A 21035-nucleotide genomic window follows, 5' to 3' on the forward strand; every position below is an offset into this window, starting at 1 on the left:
AGGCACTCCGCCCGCTGCGTCCTTAGCGTGAACCTATGGATGGCCGGACGATCGGCAGGGTCACGGTGCAGGCGGCCTTCGTCGGTGTGGTGGCAGGTGTCGCGTACGCGACGATGCGGCAGTTCGGTGCCCCGCTCTGCCCGCCGACCGCGGTGAGCTGCGCGGCGGAGACCGGGGGCGCGCTGTTCGCAGTACAGCTCGGGGGTGTGGCGACTGCGCTGGCGCTGCCGGTGCTGGCGCTGCGGGCCGGGCTCGGATGGGGATTCGCGGTCGTCGCCACGGCCGGGATCGTGGCCGTGAACGCGGTCTGGTTCCTGACGATGTCCGACATGTGGACTGTTTTGCGGTGAGGCAACCCTCGGGAGAGTTCGAGCGTCGTTAGGGATGAAGGGGTGGCAGTCCGGGCGGGGACCGCCACCCCTCATCACACTTCGTCACAACCGAATCTCCGGCGGAACCTTTCAGGGGCAGGCTCCGCCGGGTAGTCACACCGAGGGCGATGGCAACTGCCGTCGCCCTCGCGTCATGATGCAACCTCCGCGCGGGCTCACCCAGTAGTTCCAGGGTGAGATCACCGACAAGGGAGGGCCGATCGTGAGCGATCGCGACGCGGAGTACCTCGAGTACATGACCGCGCACCGGGGCCGGATGCTGCGTACTGCCCGGCTGCTCACCGCGGGGGACACGCACTGGGCCGAGGACCTCGTCCAGGTCGCGCTCACCAGGCTCTACGTGCACTGGTCGAAGGTCCGCAAGGAGGACGGAGCAGCGCGGTACGCCGACCGGATCCTGGTGAACGCCTTCCTCGACGAACGCCGGCGGATGTGGCGGCGCCGGGAGTCGGCCACCGAGCAGCTGTACGACGCCGCGACGCCGACCGGCCAGGACCAGGCCGAGCGGCTGACTGTGCTCGGTGCCCTGGCGAAGCTCCCGCGCCGCCAGCACGCCGTCGTCGTACTGCGGTACTTCCGCGACTTCGATGTCCACACCACCGCCGAACTGATGGGCTGCTCGGAAGGCACCGTGAAGTCCCAGACCTCGCGGGCGCTCTCGACGATGCGCGATCTCCTGCACGATTCCCTCGAAACCATGGAGAGCCTGCGATGACCGACCTGAAGGAACTGCTCGACGAGGCCGCAGGCCCCGAGCCCACCGTCACCGACACCGACCTGTCCGCCGACCTGACCCGCGGCCAGCGCGCCCTGCGCCGCCGCCGCATCACCGGCATCACCACCGGCGCGGTCGCGACAGCCCTCGTGATCGGCGTCGGCTGGTCCGTCCTCCCGTCCGGCACGACGAACGGCGCACCGGACCCGGCCGCCGACACCACCAAGACGCCAAAGGTGGAGACGACCCCGAAGGACTACCGGCACCTGGACCCGGACAAGCGCAAACCGCCGGTCATTCCGGCGAAGCCGGTACCGCTGGCGGCCAACAGCACGCCGTTCGCAGGCGTCGTCTTCACCTGCGACCTGATCCCGCGCGGCTGGGCTGTCAGGAGCTTCGCCAAGCAGATCGTGTTGTACGACCCTAAGCTGGCCAACTCGAGTCAGTACCACGACGCGACCTACGTGCTGAACGTCTGGTCGGAAGACATGGTGGACGACGGCGACGGGCTCACGCCGGCGAAGTACGGCGAGGCCTGGACGAAGCTGCCCAAGGTACGCGCGGGCAACCAGCAGGTGGTCACGACTGGTGTGCCGGGCAGTCCGTACGGCCGCCAGCAGGTTTTCCTCCGCCAGGGGAACACGAAGCACCTGGTCACGGTCACGAACCAGGCGTGGAACCTCGCCTGGGACATGAACACGCTGCTGAGGTTCGCCGGCTCCTGTCACTACAAGAAGTGACGGGAGCCGGCGACCGGGATCAGCCCCAGTTGCGGTCGATGGACTGGGACGGGGTCGGGCTCGGCTTCGTCTCGGCGACGCGTTTGTCGGTCGGGTGGGTGCCGGTCTCGACGCCCTTCAGCGTCCCGAGGAGCTCGACCTCGGCGAGCGTGACGCCGTCCGCGCCCGCTGCCGGGGTCAGCACCAAGCGGTACTGCGTATACGCCTTCGGGGACGCGATGCTGAAGGATCTCGTGTACGACGCCCACGCGAACGTCTCGCCACTGCGACGATCCACCGTGGACCACGTCGTACCGTCGTTCGAACCCTCCAGCGTCCACGCGGACGGCGCCGTACCGGTGGCGCCGCTGGTCAGCGTGTACATGCCGACCGGGCGGCCCTGCGGCAGGGCGACCGTGACGGTGGGCTGAGCGCCGGTCAGCGTGACCTGCGTCTTCGAGTCGTTGTCGATCAACGCGGAGACGTCAGCGCCGCCGGCACCGATCACCGCTCCGGTGTCGGACGTCGAGTCGCGCCAGGTCGTCGGGTCCTCGCCGGGCTTGGTGATCGACGGCGGAGCGTCGTTCCGGCCGGTGCCCCACTTGGTCGGCTGGTCGGTCATCTCGAACTCGATCTTGCCGCCGTTCGCGATCAGGTCGTGCGGCAGCGCGGTCGACGTCCACGCCTTCCCGTTCACGCGAAGGCTCTTGACGTAGATGTTCTTCGACGAGTTCTTCGGCGCGCTGATCACCAGTTTCTTCCCGCTGGCCAGCCGGACCGTCGCCTTGGTGAACAGCGGCGAGCCGATCGCGTACGTCGGCGAGCCGACCTGCAACGGGTAGAACCCGAGCGAGCTGAACAGGTACCACGACGACATCTCGCCGTTGTCCTCGTCACCCGGGTACCCCTGCCCGATCTCCGAGCCGGTGTACAACCGGGACAGCACCTCGCGCACCTTCTCCTGCGTCTTCCACGGCTGTCCCGCCACGTCGTACATGTAGGTGATGTGGTGCGACGGCTGGTTGCTGTGCCCGTACTGACCCATCCGTACGTCGCGGGCCTCGAGCATCTCGTGGATCGTGCCGCCGTACCCGCCGGTGTGCAGCGCGTCCTCGGGTGTGCTGAAGAACTCGTCCAGCTTCTTCGCCAGCCCGTCGCGGCCGCCGTAGATCGCGGCCAGGCCGGCTCCGTCCTGCGGCGTCGAGAACGCCATGTTCCACGCGTTCGTCTCGGTGTAGTCGTGGCCCCAGTCCTGCGGGTCGAACGTGCTGGGCGAGTTGCCCCAGACACCGTCCGGTCCCTTGCCCTGGAAGAAGCCGACGGTCGGGTCGAACAGCGTGACGTAGTTGCGGGCCCGGTTCAGGAAGTATTTGTAGTTGTCCAGGTACTCCTGCTTGCGCGGGTCGTTCTTCTTCGCCTTGTCGTACAGGGCCTTCGAGAGGTTCGCGATGCCGAAGTCGTTGATGTAGCCGTCCATCGACCAGCTGAAGCCTTCACCGGTGGTGTTGGCCGTGTAGCCGTTGAACGTGGACAGGTCCATGCCCTTACGGCCGACGTTCTGCGACGGCGGGACGACGGTCGCGTTCTTGACGGCAGCGTCGTACGCCGCCTGGACGTCGATCCCCTTGACGCCCTTGAGGTACGCGTCCGCGAAGGCGACGTCGGACGACGTACCGACCATCAGGTTCGCGTAGCCCGGTGACGACCAGCGGGAGATCCAGCCGCCGTCCTTGTACTGCTGGACGAATCCGTTGACGAGATCGGCGGCCTCGGGCGCGAACAGCGAGTACGCCGGCCACACCGTCCGGTAGGTGTCCCAGAAGCCGTTGTTCACATAGGTCTGCCCGGCGACGATCTTCGAGCCGGTCGTGGTCGGGGTGTCGGTGCCGACCTTCGGCGACGTCGGCGACGCGTAGGTGATGACCGGCTTCGACGCAGTGCCGGTGTTCTCGGAGCCGTTGTTCGGGTAGAGGAACAGCCGGTAGAGGTTGGAGTACAGCGAGGTCAGCTGGTCTGCCGTGGCACCCTCGACCTCGATCGTGCTCAACTTGGCATCCCAGGCAGCCTGCGCGGCGTCCTTGACCTTGTTGAACTTCGATGCGGCCGGCAGCTCGAGCTCGAGGTTCTTCCGGGCCTGCGCGGTGCCGATCAGCGAGGTCGCGATCCGCAACTGCACCTGGGTGGTCTTGGCATCGAACATGAAGTACCCGCCGACGTCCGCTCCGCCGCCGTTCGCAAGCTTGCCGGAGGCAAGGACCTTCTGGTCGACGACGCCGTACACGAACAGCCGGCCGGCCCCGGTGGACAGGCCGCTCTTGATGTCGGTGTAGCCGGTGACCACGCCGGTCGCCGGGTCGAGGGTCAGCCCGCCGCTGTTGTTGACGTTGTCGAAGATCAGTGACGCCTTGCCGGCCGGGAAGCTGAACCGCAGCATCGCCGCGTGGTCGGTCGGCGCGATCTCGGCCGCGTTGCCGTTGTCGAACGTGACGCCGTAGTAGTACGGCCGCGCGACCTCGTTGTCGTGGCTGAACGCCCAGGCCCGCGCCTTGCGGTCCGCGGTCGGGGTGTCGGCGGTCGACGGCATCACCTGGAAGGTCTGCCGGTCACCCATCCACGGGCTGGGCTCGTGGCTGATCGACAACGCCTGCATGGTCGGCCTGTTGTCCTCGTTGTTGCCCTTGGCATAGTCGTACAGCCAGGACGTCGAGCCGGCGTTCGTCACCGGCGTCCAGAAGTTGAAGCCGTGCGGTACGGCGGTTGCCGGGAAGTTGTTGCCCCGCGAGAAACCGCCGGTCGCGTTCGTGCCGCGGGTGGTCAGCGCGAGATCCGACGGGTGCTTGGCCGCGGTCTTCTGCGCCGCGCGGTCCGGGTTGATCGCGGCCGCGATCCGGATGTCGTCCAGCCAGCCACGGAAGTCGGCCGGGCCGGACGGCTTGTCGTACCCGACCAGGATCCGCTTGATCGTCTTACCCGCGGCCACCTTGCCGAGGTCAGCCTCGACGTTGTTCCACTGGTTCGTGTAGAGCGCCTTGGAGTCGCCCTGACCGCGCGGGCTGAGCGTGAATCCGTGGTGGTCCTTGGCCTTCAGGTCGCTCAGGTACGTGCCGTCGTCGAACGCGAGGTCAAGCGAGGCGTACGTGCTCGGGTAGCTGAGATCGCCCTCGACGTGCTCGGGGAAGATCTTGTACGACAGGCGGGTGTCCTTGCCGACCTTCAGGTCGACGTCGGAGATCTTGTTCCACGTGTAACCGCGGCCGGTGCTCTCCTGGTGCCCGGCGTACCGGAAGGACTTGACTCCGGTGAAGCCGACGCGGGCGCGGGCGTTGTAGGCACTGGTCGGGCCGGAGTCCAGCTGCGACTCGGCCACTGGTCCGGGTGGCGGCAGCGGTGCGCCGTTGGAGAGGTACCAGTCGGCGAGCTGGACGATGTCCTCGCCATGGTTGAGCGTGACGTCCAGCTTGAAGAACTTGTACGCCGTCTCGTTCGAGAAGCTGTACTCCTTCGTCTGGAACCTGTTCTCGAAGCTCTGACCGGTCTGCGTGTCCAGCGTGGTCCAGGTGGTGCCGTCGTTCGAACCGGAGACGGTCCAGTTCTGCGGGTCGCGGCCGTCGGCGTCGTTCGCCGAGGTCAGCGCGTACTTGCGGATCACCACCGGGGCCGAGGTCTCGTAGACCAGCCAGCCGGTCGGCTCGAACACCAGCCACTTGGTGAACTTGTCACCGTCGGCCGCGTTCGTGGCGATCTCACCGCCACCGGTGTTCTCGCCGTTCGCGGTCACCGTGGTGACCTTGTCCATCTCACTGCCGCCGATTCCCGTCGGCGTCGGGCCGCGCACTCCGTCGGTACGGGGCTTCCCGTCCGGTCCGGTCTCGACAGCGTCGGTGTACCCCGGCTGCGGCTGGCCCGGCTCGAAGGAGGTGAAGAACGAGGACCCGCTCACCACAGGCTGATCAGCCACGGCGGTCGGAGGGACGGCAGCTGACGTCATGGAAGTAGACATTGTCACAACGAGCCCTAGAGACGCGACGAGCCCCAGTGGGCGGCGGAGATCCATACACGCTCCTTGCACAGCCGGCCGGCACGACGGGACGCCCCCGCCCACCGGTATGAGTACGCGGCCCCGATGACAAGGTTGTCAGCCCGCGCCCGGGGTGATCCTGCCCATCATGATCACCCGCGGTCAAGGGTTCGTCGCACACCGTTCGCCCGTGTCCTGCAGTTGGTCTGTGAGCGGTAGGTTGAGGCCCATGGACGAACGTGTGCTGGTCACCGGGGCGGCCGGGTTCATCGGGCGGGCTGTGGTCGCCGCCCTGCGGGAGCGTGGGGTCGCGGTGACCGCTGTGGACCGTGAGCCGCCGGATGCGTCCTGGGACGCGGGCGTGCAGGTGGTAACGGGTGATCTGGCCGAGCAGGAGACCTGTATCGCGGCCTTCGAGACCAGACCGACCGCTGTGGTCCACCTGGCCGCGCTGACCTCGGTGCTGCGCTCGGTCGACGCTCCGATGCAGACCTTCGCGCAGAACGTCACCATCACTCAGGTCCTGCTCGAGCTGGCCCGGGGCAGTGGTGTGGATCGGTTCGTACTCGCGTCGACGAACGCTGTGGTCGGTGACGTGGGTACGTCGACCATCACCGCGGACCTCCCGCTACGGCCGCTCACGCCGTACGGCGCGACCAAGGCGGCGGGGGAGATGCTGCTCTCGGCGTACTCGGGGAGCTATGGGATGTCGACCGCCGCGCTGCGGTTCACGAACGTCTACGGGCCGGGCATGTCGCACAAGGACAGCTTCGTGCCGCGGATGATGCGCGCTGCCCTCAGCGGGACCGGCGTCAAGGTGTACGGCGACGGGCAGCAGCGGCGGGACCTGGTGTTCATCGACGACGTGGTGAGCGGCGTACTGCTCGCGCTGGAGAGCAGGTACGACGGTCGCGCGATCATCGGCTCCGGACGGTCGGTGTCGGTGCTGGAGATGATCGAGACCGTCCGCGAGGTCACCGGCCGCCCGGTGCCCGCGGAACACATCGACGCGCCGGCGGGCGAGATGCCCGCGGTGGTTGTAGACATCGCCAACGACCTTGGCTACAAGCCGACGGTCACGCTGGAAGAGGGCCTGGCGCGGACGTGGGAATACTTCAAGCTGCAGTGAGGAAGCACTGGCTGCTGGCCATCTTCCTGTTCTTCGGTGTCGTACTGCGGGTGCTCGCGGTCATCGCCTATCGGCCGGCGATCGTCTACACCGACTCCGTGCAGTACCTGACGAACATGGGGAAGCTGAGCCCTGACCAGCTCAACCCCATCGGCTACGACCTCGTGCTCGGTCCGCTGGTCTGGATCGGCGGGCTGACCTTCGTAGTGATCGTGCAGCACCTCGTCGGACTGCTTCTGGGCGTAGCGATCTACGCACTGGCCCGCAGGCTCACCGTGTACCGCTGGCTGGCCGCGGTGGCTGCGGCGCCGATCCTGCTCGACGCCTACCAGGTGCAGATCGAGCAGAACATCATGGCCGAGACCACGTTCGACGTGATCCTGGTAGCGATCCTGTGGCTGCTCCTCGGCCGCGTGCCCGGCTGGAATCGCGCAGCCGTCGTCGGCGTACTGATCGGCACTGCCTTCACAGTCCGCGCTATCGGCATGGTCCTGCTGATCGCAGTGGTGCTCTACCTGGTCGTGGTCGGCAACGCCTGGCGCAAGCGCCGCATGGACGTCGTACGCCGTACTGCGGCAGCCATAGCCGGATTCGCCATCGTCTTCGCCGCGTACGTCGGCTACTACCGCGCCGACACCGGCCGCTGGGGTTTCACCGGCGCCGAGAACCAGATCCTGTACGGGCGGACCGCCACGGTCGCCAACTGCGCCAAGCTCCCGCTCAACGAGGGCACGCGACTGTTCTGCCCGAAGGAGCCGCTGGGGGAGCGCCTCGGCGTGGACAAGTACGCCCACAACCACTACGGCGACCCGAACTGGCCCGGCCCCCTCCCACCCGGTACGACGAAGCGCCAGTTGGCCACCGAGTTCGCGCACCTCGTCATCAGGCATCAGCCGCTCGACGTGACGTGGGCCGCGCTGAAGGACTTCGGGAAGGGTTTCGCGCCGACACGGACCAGCTCGCCCAACGACGTACCGCTGAACCGCTGGCAGTTCCAGCTGACCTATCCGAACCTCAGTGACCCCAACACCGCGAAGGCAGCGGTGAAATGGGGCGGGTCGGAGCCACACGTCAGCCACGTACCTGCGGTCATTCTGCGCGCGTACCAACTGCACGGCGGCTACACGTCCGGCACGCTCCTAGCCCTCTATGCGCTGATCGCACTGGCCGCAGTAGCCGGCCTGGGACGAGCGAAGACGTCAGGTCTCCGCTCAGCCGCACTGCTGCCGGTAGCAGCAGGTGTGATCCTCTTGCTCGGGTCAGCGGCGTTTGAGTTCTCCTGGCGCTACCAACTGCCCGGACTGATCTTCTTCCCGCTCGCAGGCGCCATCGGGCTACGCGCGATTCTCGGCAAGGACCAGGCTCGCCCGGCGATGGCGGACTACCCGGACACCGTCGATTCCCTTGCAGTAAAGGACTTCGGCAAGCAGGAGTTCGCACCGGTCGTCGTAGTCATCGCGGCGTACAACGAGGCCGGCGGGATCGGCCAGGTGCTCACCAACATGCCGCGTACGTGCGCCGGCCTGCCCGTCGACGTACTCGTCGTGGTGGACGGCTCGACCGACAACACCGCCGAGATCGCCCGCGAACACGGGGCTTTCGTGTGTGTTGCCCCGAGCAACCGTGGTCAGGGCGCCGCGCTCCGGCTCGGGTACAACCTCGCAGCCGAAGGCGGAGCGGAGTACGTCGTCACGACCGACGCGGACGGGCAGTACGACAACAGCGAGCTCGAAGTACTGCTGGAGCCGATCTTGACCGACCGGGCCGACTTCGTCACCGGTTCGCGCCGGCTCGGAGCGGAGGATGCCGACAGCCGGCTGCGCTGGGTCGGCGTACGGGTCTTCGCCGTACTCGCGTCGATTCTGACCCGGCGCAAGCTGACCGACACGTCGTTCGGGTTCCGCGCGATGCGGGCCGAGCTGGCGACGGCGGTGACGCTGCGCGAACCGCAGTACCAGTCCTCTGAGTTGCTGCTCGGTGCGCTGGCCATCGGTGCCCGCGTGGTCGAGCTGCCGATGACGATGCGCCGGCGCGGTGACGGGAGCAGCAAGAAGGGCCCGGGCCTCGTGTACGGCGCCAACTACGGGCGGGTGATGACGACTACGTGGTTACGGGAGTACGTGCTTCGACGTTCTCGGCGGCGGGCGCAGGCTTGGCGAACACCAGCCGGTCGAACAGCACGAACTTCACGATGAACAGGATCGCGTACGTCGCGAGGTAGGAGCCGGAGACCAGCATCGTCTTCCAGGCGTGTGATTCGATCGGCTGGACCAGGTGGTCCGTCACCGAGGTGACCACCGCGGCGGTGACCGCGGAGCCGATCACGATGATTGTGTACGGCAACTTCTGACCGCTGCGGCCCCAGGTGTAGCGGCGGTTCAGGACGTAGTTCGGGACGGCGCCGGCGAACCAGGCGACGACGGTCGCGACGATCGCCGCAGTACCGAACCAGTAACACAGAGCGAACGCCAACTGGCTGACCACGGTTGCGACCACGGAGGATGCCGAGTACCTCGCCCACAGCAACAATCGGCCGCGGGAGAGTCCGGTCTTGGTGATAGCGCGCATCGGGGCCTATTCTGCACCCGCGCAGCGCCCGAGAGCACTCCGGCGGGAATTCTCAGCCGATTGCCAGCGAATAGATGACCCCCGTCACGTTACTGGAGCGGGTACTCGGGATAGGAAGGACTGTGACGACGTTCCCCGACGGAAGGCGGCCGAGCCGTGCGCGTACTCGTCCTGGGCGGTGACGGCTACCTGGGGTGGCCGACGGCACTGCACCTCTCCGACCGCGGCCACGACACGGCCGTTCTCGACAACATGGCCCGCCGCGGGTACGACCGCGAGCTGGGCGTCCAGAGCCTGGTCCCGATCGAGGACCTCGAAACCCGGGCGGCAGCCTGGGAAGAGGTCTCCGGCAAGCGGATGCCGACGTACGTCGGTGATCTGCTCGACGCCGAGTTCGTCTACCGGGTGCTGACCGAGTTCGAGCCGGACGCGATCGTGCACTTCGCCGAGCAGCGGGCCGCGCCGTACTCGATGATCGACCGCGAACACGCTGTGTACACGCAGCACAACAACGTGGTCGGCACGCTGAACCTGATGTACGCGATCGCCGAGACCAACCCGGACATCCACCTGGTCAAGCTCGGCACGATGGGCGAGTACGGCACGCCGAACATCGACATCGAGGAAGGCTGGCTGGAGGTCGAGCACAACGGGCGTAAGGACCGGATGCTCTACCCGAAGAAGCCCGGCTCGTTCTACCACCTGTCCAAGGTGCACGACTCGCACAACCTCGAGTTCGGCTGCCGGATCTGGGGGATGCGCGTCACCGACCTCAACCAGGGCGTGGTGTACGGGCAGCAGACCGACCAGACCGTGCAGGACGCGCGGCTGGCGACCCGGTTCGACTACGACGCCGTGTTCGGCACCGTGCTCAACCGGTTCTGCATTCAGGCCGTGCTCGGTGAGCCGCTGACCGTCTACGGGTCAGGCGGGCAGACGCGAGGCTTCCTCGACATCCGGGACACCGTCGAGTGCATCCGGCTCGCAGTGGAGAACCCGGCCGACGCCGGCGAGTTCCGGGTCTTCAACCAGATGACCGAGAGCTACTCGGTCTCCCAGCTCGCCGATCTGGTCGCGGAGTGCTTCCCCGGCCCGGTCCAGGTCGAGCACCTGGAGAACCCGCGCGTCGAGCAGGCCGAGCACTACTACAACGTGAAGCACACCGGCCTGGTCGGCCTGGGCCTCCAGCCCCACCTGCTCTCCGAAACCCTGATCGAGTCCATGTTCGACATCGTCTCCGCCAACAAGGACCGCGTCGACCCAGCCGCCCTGCTCCCAACAGTCCGCTGGCAGGGCCACCTCAAGCAGTAGCTGCTACGAGGATCGTCGGGATCGCGGCCAAGAAGCGGTCTCGGCGGGAGCGGGTGGATTGTTCGGTGAGCCAGGTGTCGGCGTCTTCCTTGGTGATCAGGGCCTGGTCGACGGCGGCGGTGGCGGCTGCTTTCAGTTGTGGGGCCAGCTGTTTGTGGTCGGTGATGACGTCGGTGTGTACGACGACCTCGACGTCGTGGAACTTGGCGTCGAGGAGGGCGTCGCGGAGGTCTCGTACTGCGCGTGGCGACACCGTGTGCGACTCGAGGCCGAGGCGGATGACGTCGGTGAGGTCCTGGTCCGAGCTGGTGATCATCACGAAGCCGTAGTCCTGCCCGCCGACCACGATCCGGCCGCCGGGACGCAGGACCCGATGGGCCTCGGCAATGGTCGGGGCCGGGTCCTCGAGCAGGTGGAACAGCCGCATCGCGCGGTACCCGTCCATCGACCCGGTCTCCAGCGGCAGGTCGTCCGAATGTGCCACGTGAAACATTGCCCCGGGCACCCGGTCCCGCGCGGCCTCGACCGCGTCCGGATCGGCGTCGATCCCGGTCACCTTCAGGCCCTTCCGGGCCAGCTCCGCCACCGCGTGCCCCGCACCGCAGGCGACATCGACACAGGTCGCGCCGCGTTTCAGCCCCAGCAGCCGGTACGACGCCGCGCGCAGCTCGGCCGCACCGGGCCGTTCCTCGATCCGCTCCAGAAAGCTCATGACTTTACGCTGCAACTTCAGGTCCACCTGAAGTCAACAGCGTCAGTCCATCGACACCTTGTCGAACGTGGTGGTCGTGTAGCGGACGTCGAGGTTGACCTCGTCGCCGACCGCCGGCGGTGCCACCGACGACGGCAGGAACAGCATGCTGGCCTGCATGTGCGGCGGCTCGGCGAACCAGCGCTGCTTGCCCTCGATGCTGAACGGCGACAACGCCATCCCGGCCGCGTCCAGGCTGCCCTTCGCCATCGCGATCGCGCGCTGCCGGACACTCGCGGCCGCGGTCGGCGCCTCCAGCCCGACGCCGTGCGCCGTACCGCCGGAGACGATCAGGATGTGACCGTCGCCGCTGACCCGGCGCTGCCGGTACCCGACCCGCTCACCGCGGCGGACCGAATGTACGTCGAGAACGGTCGCCCGGACCGTCAGCGCACCCCGGTCACCGAGCCACAGCCCGGTGCCCATCCGCAGCTTCACGTCCGGACCGATGTCGGCCAGCTTCTGCGCCGGCACGTGCGACACCCACAGCGTGCCCTTGCGTACGTCGAGCGCCGCCTTCGCCAACTGCTGCGCCTCCCGCAGGTTGGCCGACGTACCGCCGGCGCCCATCGGGAAATGCAGCGACCAGCCCTCGAAGCGGATCCGGTCGAGCGCGTTCAGCAGCATCGTGTGCCGCAGCTCGCGGGCCCCGATGCCGTGGCGGCGCATCGAGGTCATCACCTCGATCAGCACCCGGCTGCCGGCCGGGATCGAGACCAGGTCGGCCAGCCGGCTGACGGTGTGGATCACGTTCCTGCTCTGCGGCACCTCGAGGAACGGCCGCCACGGCGACAGTACGACGACGTCCTCGCGCGGGTCCGACGGGACCTCGAAGTACGTCCCGACCGCGACCGTCCGCGCGCCGAGCGCACGGGCCTCGGCCAGCAGCCGGTGGTTCCCGAACCCGTACCCGTTGCCCTTGGCGACCGGAACGATGTCGGGGTTCCACGTGGAACGCAGGTGATCACGCCATCGATCGGAATCGACGTGCAGGACTAGGGGCATGGTGTCAACGCCGTCTCATGTAGAGGTCGAATGCGGTGTAGAGCGCCTTGTTCAACGGCAGATCCCACTCACCGACGTACTCGACGGCCTCGCCGCCGGTCCCGGTCTTGAACTGGATCAACCCGACGTGCGGGTCGTTCGGGTCCAAGGTGTCGGTGATGCCCCGTAGGTCGTACACGGACGCGCCCGCCGCGAGCGCGTCCGTCATCATGCGCCACTGGACCGCGTTCGATCCACGCACGTCTCGCTTGGCGGTCGAGCTGGCACCGTAGGAGTACCAGGAATGTCCGCCGACCCGGACCCAGATCGTCGATGCGACCAGGTCGCCCTCGTGATGGGCGTTGTAGATCCGGAAGTCACAGCAGCCGGACGGCTGGTTCGCCATCGCGGCGTACATCTTCTCGAAGTACGGCAGCGGCCGCGGGGTGAAGTGGTCCCGCTGCGCGGTCTCGACGTACAGCCCGTGGAACGCCTTGATGTCCTCGGGTCCGCCCTGCGTCACCTCGACGCCGGCCTTGTCCGCCTTCTTGATGTTGCGCCGCCACAGCTGGTTCATACCCTTCAGCAGGTCGTCCTGGCTGCGGCCGGCCAGCGGCACCTGGAAGACGTACTGCGGTTGCCCGGCCGCGAACCCCTCCGCGACCCGCGGCGCCTTCCAGCCCAGTTTGCGCAGCTGCTCGGTGACAGTCGCGCCGGACGGCTCGATCACGTCCGGGCGGACGTCGCCGAGCTTCGGCTGCTGACCGCCGGCGATGGCGTCCTTGATCGTCTTCGCGGTCCAGCGCCGGGTCGCGATCGGCGGACCCATCCGGATGCCGAACGCACCGCGCTCCTGCAGGTGCGCGGCCAGCGGGCGCAGGTAGCTGCCGAGGTCGATCGCGTCCCAGTCGATCACCGGGCCTTCGGGCAGATAGGCGAGGTACCGCTTCACCTTCGGCATCTGCCGGTAGAGCACCAGCCCGACGCCGACGAGCTCCGCCGGGTTGGCCGGGTCGAACCAACCGAGTGACTCCGCCTTCCACTCACTCTTCACCGCCGCCCACCCCGGGGTCTGCAGGAAGCTCGCCGCCGGCTGCGCCGCGATGTACGCGGCATGCTCGTCGGCCGAGATGGTCCGAATGCTGAAGTCACTCACGGGGGGTCAGAGTACCGGCCCAGCTGCTGCAACCCCAGCTGAGCCGGTTTCTGATCAAACCTGTGTGAGCAGCTTCTCGGAGACGTCCCACAACCGAGTGGCCGACTCCGGATCCAGCGCGTACGGCGCGACCCCGTTCCGCTCGCCCGCGACGTTGGGGAGCGCCTCCTGGTTGTCCTCGAAGTACCTGCCTGTCACGCCCTGGATGAGAGGGGAGGCGGCCAGGAGGACGGACGTCGCCGCACCCTGCTCCACCGTCTTCCAGCGGTACTGCGCCCACCCCGCCTGCATCTCCTCCGGGACGTGCCGCTGGAGCGCGGTCCGGATCCCGCCGGGCATCAGCGCGTTGGTGACGATCCCGTCGGCGGCCCAGCGCTTGGCCGCCTCCACCGCGAACAGGATGTTGGCGGTCTTCGACTGCCCGTACGCCGCCCACGGCTCGTACGGACGGTGCTCGAAGTGCAGGTCTTCCAGGTGCACATCCGATTGCAGGTGTGCGCTCGAGCTGACCGAGACGACGCGGGCATCGCCGGCCGCGGCGAGCGCGTCATGCAGGCCGAGGGAGAGGCCGAAGTGGCCGAGGTGGTTGGTGGCGAACTGGTGCTCCCAGCCTTGCTGCGTGCGGTTCAACGGCTCGGCCATCACGCCGGCGTTGTTGACCAGGATGTGCAGCGGTCCGGTCCAGCTGTCGACGAAGGCGCGCACCGACGCCGGGTCGGCGAGCTCGATCGGAGCGACGAACACATGGTTGTTGCCGGTGCTCTCGATGATCTCCGCGGCGACGCGTTCGCCGGCCGCGGTGTTCCGTACGGCGAGCGTCACCTCGGCGCCCGCTCCGGCGAGGGCACGGACGGTCTCGACGCCGATCCCGGACGCGCCACCGGTGACGACCGCCCGGCGGCCACTGAGGTCGACGCCGGAGATCACCTCGGCCGCGGTCGACTCATATCCGAACGGTGTGGTGAATCTGCTCATCAGTGCCAGTCCTGTTCTGCGAGCTAGGCTTAACCGGAGGAGCCTCCGGTAACCCCAGTTAAGCGGAGGTGCCTCCGGTTATCAAGGTCCGCTAAGTTTGACGCCCGAGGGAGGGGACATGAGTGCTACCGGTGAGCGCCCGCTGCGTGCGGACGCCCTGCGTAATCGCGGCCAGATCCTCGACGCCGCGGCGCGTTCGTTCTCGAAATGCGGGCTGGAGGCGACGCTCGAGGGCATCGCGAAGGACGCCGGCGTCGGCATCGGCACCTTGTACCGGCACTTCCCGACCCGGGAGGCGTTGATCGAGGCGGCGTACCGCAGTGAGCTCGCGGCGGTCTGCGATGCGGCGTCGGAGCTGCTCGCGAAGCTCCCGCCCGCCGAAGCGCTGCGGGCGTGGATGGATCGCTTCATCGACTACATGTCTCGCAAGATGGGGATGGCTGATGCATTGCGAGCGGTGATCGCGTCCGGAGCGGATCCGTACGCGCAGAGCCGCGACCTGCTCGTCGGCGCGATCACCCCGATCCTCGAGGCCGGTGCAGCCGCTGGCGATCTGCGCTCCGATATCACCGCGGACGACGTACTGATCAGCCTCAGTGGCGTCGGACTGGCCGCGGCCGACCGCCGCGAGCAGGCGGATCGGCTCCTCAACCTGCTCATCGACGGCATGCGGTACGGCGCGTGACCCGCAAGGTGGCGCTGGTCACCGGCTCGGCGTCCGGCATCGGAGCGGCCACGGTACGGCGGCTGGCTGCGGACGGGATGACCGTCGCGGTGCACTCGCGATCCAGCTACGAGGCCGGTAAGGCACTGGCCGCCGAACTGGGCGGCTCGTACCACCAGGCCGACCTGTCCGACGATGCAGCTGCGCAAGCGTTGGTGCCGGAAGTCGTGAGTGAGCACGGGCGTCTCGACGTACTCGTGAACAACGCAGGCATCAGCTGGCCCGTCCCGCACCCATCCCTCGACGGCCTCACTGCAGACGACTGGCGACGACTGCTCGACGTCAACCTGATCGCGCCCTGGTTGTTGTGTACGGCGGCCCTCCCGGCGCTGCGCGAATCCGGCGGATCGATCGTCAACGTGACCAGCCACGCCGGCGTCCGTCCGAAGGGCAGCTCGATCGCGTACGCCGCCTCGAAGGCCGCACTGAACCATGTGACCAAGCTGCTGGCCGCTGCGCTCGGACCGGATGTTCGCGTCAATGCAGTCGCGCCCGGTCTCGTCGATACACCGCTCACCGAGTCGTGGACCGATGCACAGGAGCTGTGGAAAACCGCGAGCCCGATGCGTCGCGCTGCACAGCCCGCGGACGTCGCGGACCTGATCTCCGCAGTTATCCACAACAGCTACCTGACCGGTGAAGTCATCCTGCTCGACGGCGGCCTGAACCTGCGCTGATTCTGTCGGCGGCTGCTTCTACGATCGCGGGATGTCTTTGGGTCGGGACTTCCGTCGGTTGTGGGTTGCGTTCACGGTCAGCGCATTCGGATCGGCGGTGGGCCTCGGCGCGCTGCCGTTGGTCGCGGTCATCGTGCTGGACTCGAGCACGCTCCAGGTCTCGATGCTCGCGGCGTTGTCAGCGTTGGCAGGTGCAGCGATCGCCTTACCGATGGGGGACTTCATCGAGCAGCGGCGGAAGCGGCCGGTGATGATCGCGGCGGACCTGGCGCGGTTCGCGGCGCTGGCCTCGGTGCCGGTCGCGGCGGCGTTCGGCGTACTGACGTTTACGCAGCTGTGTGTGGCGGGGGTGTTGCAGGCGGCGGGCACGATTGCGTTCCAGGCTGCCAGCGGTGCGCATCTGAAGGCGTTGGTCCCGGCGGCCGGTCGGGCCGAGGCGAACAGCCGGTTCGAGCAGACGAACTGGCTCTCGTTGAGTGTCGGCCCGGTGATCGGCGGCGGGCTCGTCAGTCTGGTCGGGGCGACCATCACGCTTGCGGTCGACGCGGTGTCGTTCCTCGGTTCCGCGATCGGGATCCGGCGGATCAAGCAGCCCGAGCCGGAGCCGGTCAAGCGCGAGGGCAAGGTGGACATCACCGCCGGCTGGCGATACATCCTGCAGCATCGCGGACTGCGAGCCTTGTTCTGGAACTCGCAGCTCTTCGGCGGACCGGTGATGATGACGGCGCCGTTGCTCGCCGTCTTCATGCTGCGGGACCTCGGGCTGGCGGCATGGAGCTACGGGGTGATGCTGGGCGTCTCCTGCATCGGCGGGGTGATCGGCGCGCGGATGGCCCCGACACTGACCCGGCGGTACGGACTGCACTGGATGCTGCTGGTCTTCGGCGTACTGCGGGCGCCGTGGCTGCTGCTGTTCCCGCTGGCGCCGCACGGGATGGGTGGGTTCGTGGTGCTGACCGTGGCGGAGACGGCCCTGCTCGTCGGTGCGGGCGCGTTCAACCCGTCGTTCGCGACGTACCGGATGGAGCAGACCGAGGACGGGTTCATGTCGCGCGTGGTGGGGTCGTGGTCGATCAGTTCGCGGTGCGTGCAGCCGGCGTTCATCGCGCTCGGCGGCGTGCTCGCGACGGCGATCGGGATGCGGGGCGCGTTGTGGGTCGCAGGGATCAGTTGCACGCTGAGCGCCGTACTGCTGCCTTGGCGGTCGGCTAAACCAGCTGTCGTGCCTGAGCCAGCCTGACGATCGGGCCCATCACCCCGCCGGGCTGGCCGTCGAGGTAGTCGGCCGCCTCGTCCGGGGGCAGCACCAGCACCTCGGTGACCTGCTCGCCGTCCTCGGGGTTGGTCGGCTCCTGCTCGATGACGACGTCGGCGACGAAGTTCGCCCAGTACGAGACCGGATGCGGCAGATGGGGACGGTACGGCGCGGGCCGGCGATGGTCGGCGCGGTGGGCGCCGAGCCAGATCAGCGGGCCGGTCAGTCGCGCGCCGGCTTCCTCGAGCAACTCGCGCTCGACGAGCTGCTCGATCGTCTCGCCGGGCTCGCGGGTGCCGCCGGGCAGGAAGCGCCAGCCGATGTCGTTGCCGCAGACAACGATTCCGCCGGTGGTCCGGCAGACGACATGGACGTTGCTGATCAGTTCGTCCGGCGGTTCGTCGACGGTGAACCGGACATCGAGGTCGCCCCACTCCCAGTAACCGGGTGCGAACAGTTCGGGGAACTCCTCTGCCCAGGCCTGCATAGCCTCATTCTGCGCTACCGTCGCACGCATGGCGCACCCCGACCCCGAGCCCGAGTCCACCCCGGGCCCCGACACCGAGCCGGCCGCGGCAGCCGAGGCCGATGCGGAGGCTGAGGCGAAGGTCGAGGAGAGTCCTGAGGAGAAGCAGCAGCGGACGATCATCCGCTTCCTGTGGTCCTGTTCCTGGCTGACTGTGTTGACCGGAGTGTTCCTGCTCTCCGGGGTGCTCCAGACCTACAAGACCTACAGCGCGCTCTCCTGGCTCGGCGCAGTCGTCGCCGTCCTGTGCCTGGTCGCACTGATCGCGGCGTACGTCGCCTGCGCCCGCGGCAAGCTCACCCTGCGGACCCGACTGCTCGGCCCGTTCGACCTGTTCCAGCTGAGCACCCTGGTCATGGTGGTCGCCGTGATCTGCGGCCTTCTCATACCGTCGAGCAACACCGCCGCGCTGGCGCTGCTCCTCCCGTGGGCCCTGACCTACTGGATGTACGGCCTGGACCGGACGAAGACACCCACTACTTGAGGTGCGCCCGCAGGTAGTCCAGGTCGGCCTTCTGCCCGTTGTTCGCGTTCGGGGTCTCGACGACGACCGGCGCGCCGGCCGCCTGCACGACCGCGACGATGTCGGCCGGGTCGATATGACCCTCCTCGAAGTTGCTGTGCCGGTCCGCGCCCGAGCCGAACTCGTCGCGTGATCCGTTGGCGTGCACCAGGTCGATCCGCCCGGTGATCGCCTTCACCTTCTCGACGATCGTGGGCAGTTCCTCGCCGGCCGCGTGGAAGTGACAGGTGTCCAGGCAGAATCCGACGTTCTCCAGCCGGTCGTTGCCCGAGGCCTGCACCGCCTCCCAGAGCCGCGCGATCCGGTCCAGCTGCCGGGCCATCGCGTTCTCCCCGCCGGCCGTGTTCTCGATCAGCAGCGGCACCGGCAGCTCGGCCCGCTCGATGCACTTGCGCCAGTTGTCGAAACCGGCCTCCGGGTCGTCCTCGTCGCCGACGTGCCCGCCGTGCACGATCACGCCCTTGACGTCGATCTCGGCCGCCTTGTCCAGCGTCTGCTGCAACAGCTTCCGGCTCGGGATCCGGATCCGGTTGTTCGTGTTCGCGACGTTCAACCGGTACGGCGCGTGCACGTAGAGATCCACGCCCGCGGCGGCGGCGCGGGTCTTCAGCGCCTCCTCGCCATCGGCGTACGCGAGCTTCGGCGCCTTGTAGTCCTGCGGGTTCCCCAGGAAGAACTGCACCAGGTCGGCACCCCGATCGGCAGCCTCCGCCAACGGGTCTTCCTGCTCCACATGTGCACCGAGCTTCACAGTCATGACCCCACCCTAGAACTCTCCACGGACAGTTCAGGAACCCCATCCGGCCGACCGGGTCACGGTCCGCCCGGCGTCGCTCGGCGGCTGGACCGGGCGGCCTTCGAACTCGGTGGACAGAACGATGTGGGTGTTCATCTCGCCGTGTTCGCCGAGCCGTTCGAACAGGCCCTCGAGGTGCTGCATAGACGTGACGCGGACCCGCAGCATCGAGCAGGAGTTGCCGCTGAGCTTGTGGATCTCCAGTACTTCGGGGAAGTCCTCGGCGCGGGTGGTCTTCAGCAGGCACCGACCGGTTGTGCAGCGCATCTGGACGAACGCCGACAACGGCTGTCCGGCCCGGCCCGGGTCGACCTCGGCGCGATAGCCCTTGATCACCCCGGCCTCTTCCAGGCGGCGGACCCGGTCGGCGACGGCAGGTGGGGAGAGGTTGACCCGCTTGCCGAGCTGGTTGAAGGACAGGCGGCCGTCGGACTGCAGTGCGGCCAGGATCTGCCAGTCGGTGGAGTCGAGTTCGCGCTCCTGAAAGGTCATCTCCCCAGAACACCTTCGATATCGGTCCTCCACAAGGGCAGACGCCTTCCTTCGAGCATTCTGCACGGCAGGCGGCCTTTCTAGCGTTGTAAGCATGCTGATCCCGGTCGTTGTTGCTGCCGCCCTGATGAACGCCGCGATGGTCGCTGCCAGTGCGGTCAGCGCCATCCTGATCGCCGACGACCTCGGTCCGGCCCTGGCCGGCCTCCCCAACACCGCTGGTGTCCTCGGCACAGCCGCCGGCGCCATGGCAGTCGGCCGCTGGACAGCCAGACTCGGACGAGCCCAGGCCCTCCGCACCGGGTACGGCGTGGGCGTCGCCGGGGGAGCGTCGACTGTCCTCGCGGCTGTCGGCGGACCGGTCGCGCTGCTCTTCGTAGGCATGTTCCTGCTCGGCGTCGGGAACGCAGCGAGTCTCCTGTCCCGCTACGCCGCCGCTGACGCCGCACCACCTGATCGACGCTCCCAGGCCATGAGCACAGTCATCTGGGCAAGCACGATCGGTGCCGCCGGCGGACCGTTCCTGATGGCGCCGTCCCAGTCGTTCGCATCGGGCTTCGGTCTCCCGGCGATCGCAGGTCCGTTCCTCCTTGCCCTCGCTGCAGTCTTCTCCGCACTGGTCGCGTCGACGTACATCCGGCGTACCAGGTCGACCGATGCGCCTGAGGTCCGTCCAGTGGCTGGCGGTCACTCAGTACTACTGGCGGCTGGCGTCATGGTGGTCGGCCAGTTGGTGATGGTGTCGGTGATGACAGCAGTCCCCGTCCACACCCACCTGCACCACGACGGACTCGGGCTGCTGGGGGTCATGCTGTCCATCCACACCCTGGGGATGTTCGCCCTGTCTCCGCTGACGGGCTGGTGCATCGACAGGTTCGGGCCCCGCGTGGTGACGCTGGCCGGACTGGTCGGGTTGCTGGCGGCCGCAGTACTCGTCACTCGGACCGGACTGGTTTTCACACCGGCGTTGTTCCTGCTCGGCTACGCGTGGAACCTCTGCTACCTCGGCGGCAGCGCCCAGTTGGGTTCGGCCGAGCTGGAGAGCCGCGTGGAGTCGTTGATCTGGACCGTTTCCGCGCTCGCCACCGCGGCGTCGCCGTGGCTGTTCACGCTCGGCGGGTTCCCGGTGCTGGCGATGATCTCGGTGATTCTCGCCGTACCGTTGCTCGTGCTGGTGCTCCGTCGCGGTGAGCGCATCGTCGTACCGCGGTGACTCAGAGTCATCACAACAGGCCTGTGGATATGGTCAATAGGCCATCCGGACGCTGGTATTCTTTGGATGTGGCCCGGTCCTCGACCGGGCTCATTGCTTGGCGTCGGCGGC

At 67.8% G+C, this 21035-nt stretch carries 20 protein-coding genes; 11 read left to right on the plus strand and 9 right to left on the minus strand.

Annotated elements, in window-relative coordinates; genetic code table 11:
• The first annotated feature begins 35 nt into the window (after positions 1-35).
• The 3 genes from FDA38_RS21970 (at position 36) to FDA38_RS21980 (ending at position 1847) form a co-directional block, all read left to right on the plus strand.
• On the plus strand, positions 36-350 hold the full coding sequence (locus FDA38_RS21970) for a hypothetical protein (protein WP_137255967.1): 315 nt from the start codon (positions 36-38) through the stop codon (positions 348-350).
• Positions 351-591: 241 nt separating this feature from the next.
• Positions 592-1107 (plus strand): SigE family RNA polymerase sigma factor, encoded by a 516-nt coding sequence (locus FDA38_RS21975; protein ID WP_137255968.1) that lies wholly within the window; start codon positions 592-594, stop codon positions 1105-1107.
• Positions 1104-1847, plus strand: a complete 744-nt coding sequence (locus tag FDA38_RS21980; RefSeq protein WP_137255969.1) for a hypothetical protein — start codon at positions 1104-1106, stop codon at positions 1845-1847. Before FDA38_RS21975 ends, FDA38_RS21980 begins: the two co-directional genes overlap by 4 nt.
• Positions 1848-1866: 19 nt before the next feature.
• Here FDA38_RS21980 and FDA38_RS21985 read toward each other — a convergent pair whose 3' ends face one another.
• Positions 1867-5814 (minus strand): GH92 family glycosyl hydrolase, encoded by a 3948-nt coding sequence (locus tag FDA38_RS21985; RefSeq protein ID WP_233714847.1) that lies wholly within the window; start codon positions 5812-5814, stop codon positions 1867-1869.
• Positions 5815-6073: 259 nt separating this feature from the next.
• Here FDA38_RS21985 and FDA38_RS21990 point away from each other — a divergent pair, with 259 nt between their 5' ends.
• Positions 6074-6973: an NAD-dependent epimerase/dehydratase family protein gene (locus FDA38_RS21990; protein ID WP_137255971.1), complete on the plus strand. Its 900-nt coding sequence runs from the start codon at positions 6074-6076 to the stop codon at positions 6971-6973.
• A complete protein-coding gene (locus tag FDA38_RS21995; protein ID WP_233714848.1) occupies positions 6970-9168 on the plus strand; it encodes a glycosyltransferase in 2199 nt (732 codons plus the stop codon). The genes FDA38_RS21990 and FDA38_RS21995 overlap by 4 nt, the downstream gene beginning before the upstream one ends.
• On the opposite strand, the gene FDA38_RS22000 is transcribed toward FDA38_RS21995, so the two are convergent.
• The gene (locus FDA38_RS22000; protein WP_137255972.1) at positions 9074-9541 is read right to left on the minus strand and encodes a GtrA family protein; all 468 of its coding nucleotides are present in this window, start codon (positions 9539-9541) and stop codon (positions 9074-9076) included. The two genes, FDA38_RS21995 and FDA38_RS22000, sit on opposite strands and share 95 nt — an antisense overlap.
• 156 nt (positions 9542-9697) lie before the next feature.
• Between FDA38_RS22000 and FDA38_RS22005 the strand changes: the two genes are divergently transcribed.
• Positions 9698-10852, plus strand: a complete 1155-nt coding sequence (locus tag FDA38_RS22005) for an NAD-dependent epimerase/dehydratase family protein (protein ID WP_137255973.1) — start codon at positions 9698-9700, stop codon at positions 10850-10852.
• Here FDA38_RS22005 and FDA38_RS22010 read toward each other — a convergent pair.
• The 4 genes from FDA38_RS22010 to FDA38_RS22025 are packed head-to-tail and all read right to left on the minus strand — an operon-like array spanning position 10842 to position 14718.
• Entirely contained in the window at positions 10842-11564 is a 723-nt protein-coding gene (locus FDA38_RS22010; RefSeq protein WP_137255974.1) for a methyltransferase domain-containing protein, read from the minus strand. The genes FDA38_RS22005 and FDA38_RS22010 overlap by 11 nt on opposite strands.
• Positions 11565-11606: 42 nt before the next feature.
• Entirely contained in the window at positions 11607-12608 is a 1002-nt protein-coding gene (locus FDA38_RS22015) for an alanine racemase (RefSeq protein WP_137255975.1), read from the minus strand.
• Positions 12609-12612: 4 nt separating this feature from the next.
• Entirely contained in the window at positions 12613-13743 is a 1131-nt protein-coding gene (locus FDA38_RS22020) for a lipid II:glycine glycyltransferase FemX (protein ID WP_137255976.1), read from the minus strand.
• 54 nt (positions 13744-13797) lie between these two features.
• Entirely contained in the window at positions 13798-14718 is a 921-nt protein-coding gene (locus tag FDA38_RS22025) for an SDR family NAD(P)-dependent oxidoreductase (protein WP_137255977.1), read from the minus strand.
• A gap of 118 nt (positions 14719-14836) precedes the next feature.
• Between FDA38_RS22025 and FDA38_RS22030 the strand changes: the two genes are divergently transcribed.
• Genes FDA38_RS22030 through FDA38_RS22040 form a run of 3 tightly spaced genes read left to right on the plus strand, consistent with a single transcriptional unit; the run spans position 14837 to position 17359 of the window.
• On the plus strand, positions 14837-15403 hold the full coding sequence (locus FDA38_RS22030) for a TetR/AcrR family transcriptional regulator (RefSeq protein ID WP_137255978.1): 567 nt from the start codon (positions 14837-14839) through the stop codon (positions 15401-15403).
• Positions 15400-16119, plus strand: a complete 720-nt coding sequence (locus FDA38_RS22035) for an SDR family NAD(P)-dependent oxidoreductase (RefSeq protein WP_137255979.1) — start codon at positions 15400-15402, stop codon at positions 16117-16119. The genes FDA38_RS22030 and FDA38_RS22035 overlap by 4 nt, the downstream gene beginning before the upstream one ends.
• Before the next feature lie 31 nt (positions 16120-16150).
• Complete coding sequence (locus FDA38_RS22040) at positions 16151-17359, plus strand: MFS transporter (protein ID WP_137255980.1); 1209 nt, start codon at positions 16151-16153, stop codon at positions 17357-17359.
• On the opposite strand, the gene FDA38_RS22045 is transcribed toward FDA38_RS22040, so the two are convergent.
• Entirely contained in the window at positions 17328-17861 is a 534-nt protein-coding gene (locus FDA38_RS22045) for an NUDIX domain-containing protein (protein ID WP_137255981.1), read from the minus strand. The genes FDA38_RS22040 and FDA38_RS22045 overlap by 32 nt on opposite strands.
• A 28-nt stretch (positions 17862-17889) precedes the next feature.
• On the opposite strand from FDA38_RS22045, the gene FDA38_RS22050 reads away from it, so the two are divergent.
• On the plus strand, positions 17890-18384 hold the full coding sequence (locus tag FDA38_RS22050; protein ID WP_137255982.1) for a hypothetical protein: 495 nt from the start codon (positions 17890-17892) through the stop codon (positions 18382-18384).
• Here the strand turns inward: FDA38_RS22050 and FDA38_RS22055 are convergent.
• Together FDA38_RS22055 and FDA38_RS22060 are read right to left on the minus strand one after the other, a co-directional pair.
• Positions 18377-19180: a deoxyribonuclease IV gene (locus FDA38_RS22055; RefSeq protein WP_137255983.1), complete on the minus strand. Its 804-nt coding sequence runs from the start codon at positions 19178-19180 to the stop codon at positions 18377-18379. The genes FDA38_RS22050 and FDA38_RS22055 overlap by 8 nt on opposite strands.
• 30 nt (positions 19181-19210) lie before the next feature.
• Positions 19211-19711, minus strand: a complete 501-nt coding sequence (locus FDA38_RS22060; RefSeq protein ID WP_137255984.1) for an Lrp/AsnC family transcriptional regulator — start codon at positions 19709-19711, stop codon at positions 19211-19213.
• 94 nt (positions 19712-19805) lie between these two features.
• On the opposite strand from FDA38_RS22060, the gene FDA38_RS22065 reads away from it, so the two are divergent.
• Positions 19806-20924: an MFS transporter gene (locus FDA38_RS22065; RefSeq protein WP_137255985.1), complete on the plus strand. Its 1119-nt coding sequence runs from the start codon at positions 19806-19808 to the stop codon at positions 20922-20924.
• Positions 20925-21035 lie beyond the last annotated feature (111 nt).

Origin of the sequence: Kribbella jiaozuonensis (assembly GCF_005233875.1) — a bacterium.
Taxonomy (GTDB): Bacteria; Actinomycetota; Actinomycetes; order Propionibacteriales; family Kribbellaceae; genus Kribbella; species Kribbella jiaozuonensis.

Excerpts from the sequence above, each read along its gene's own strand:
- FDA38_RS21970 (WP_137255967.1), top strand. The coding sequence starts at position 36 with ATGGATGGCCGGACGATCGGCAGGGTCACGGTGCAGGCGGCCTTCGTC.
- FDA38_RS21980 (WP_137255969.1), top strand. The coding sequence starts at position 1,104 with ATGACCGACCTGAAGGAACTGCTCGACGAGGCCGCAGGCCCCGAGCCC.
- FDA38_RS21985 (WP_233714847.1), bottom strand. The coding sequence starts at position 5,814 with ATGACGTCAGCTGCCGTCCCTCCGACCGCCGTGGCTGATCAGCCTGTG.
- FDA38_RS21990 (WP_137255971.1), top strand. The coding sequence starts at position 6,074 with ATGGACGAACGTGTGCTGGTCACCGGGGCGGCCGGGTTCATCGGGCGG.
- FDA38_RS22000 (WP_137255972.1), bottom strand. The coding sequence starts at position 9,541 with ATGCGCGCTATCACCAAGACCGGACTCTCCCGCGGCCGATTGTTGCTG.
- FDA38_RS22010 (WP_137255974.1), bottom strand. The coding sequence starts at position 11,564 with ATGAGCTTTCTGGAGCGGATCGAGGAACGGCCCGGTGCGGCCGAGCTG.
- FDA38_RS22015 (WP_137255975.1), bottom strand. The coding sequence starts at position 12,608 with ATGCCCCTAGTCCTGCACGTCGATTCCGATCGATGGCGTGATCACCTG.
- FDA38_RS22025 (WP_137255977.1), bottom strand. The coding sequence starts at position 14,718 with ATGAGCAGATTCACCACACCGTTCGGATATGAGTCGACCGCGGCCGAG.
- FDA38_RS22030 (WP_137255978.1), top strand. The coding sequence starts at position 14,837 with ATGAGTGCTACCGGTGAGCGCCCGCTGCGTGCGGACGCCCTGCGTAAT.
- FDA38_RS22040 (WP_137255980.1), top strand. The coding sequence starts at position 16,151 with ATGTCTTTGGGTCGGGACTTCCGTCGGTTGTGGGTTGCGTTCACGGTC.
- FDA38_RS22045 (WP_137255981.1), bottom strand. The coding sequence starts at position 17,861 with ATGCAGGCCTGGGCAGAGGAGTTCCCCGAACTGTTCGCACCCGGTTAC.
- FDA38_RS22050 (WP_137255982.1), top strand. The coding sequence starts at position 17,890 with ATGGCGCACCCCGACCCCGAGCCCGAGTCCACCCCGGGCCCCGACACC.
- FDA38_RS22055 (WP_137255983.1), bottom strand. The coding sequence starts at position 19,180 with ATGACTGTGAAGCTCGGTGCACATGTGGAGCAGGAAGACCCGTTGGCG.
- FDA38_RS22060 (WP_137255984.1), bottom strand. The coding sequence starts at position 19,711 with ATGACCTTTCAGGAGCGCGAACTCGACTCCACCGACTGGCAGATCCTG.
- FDA38_RS22065 (WP_137255985.1), top strand. The coding sequence starts at position 19,806 with ATGCTGATCCCGGTCGTTGTTGCTGCCGCCCTGATGAACGCCGCGATG.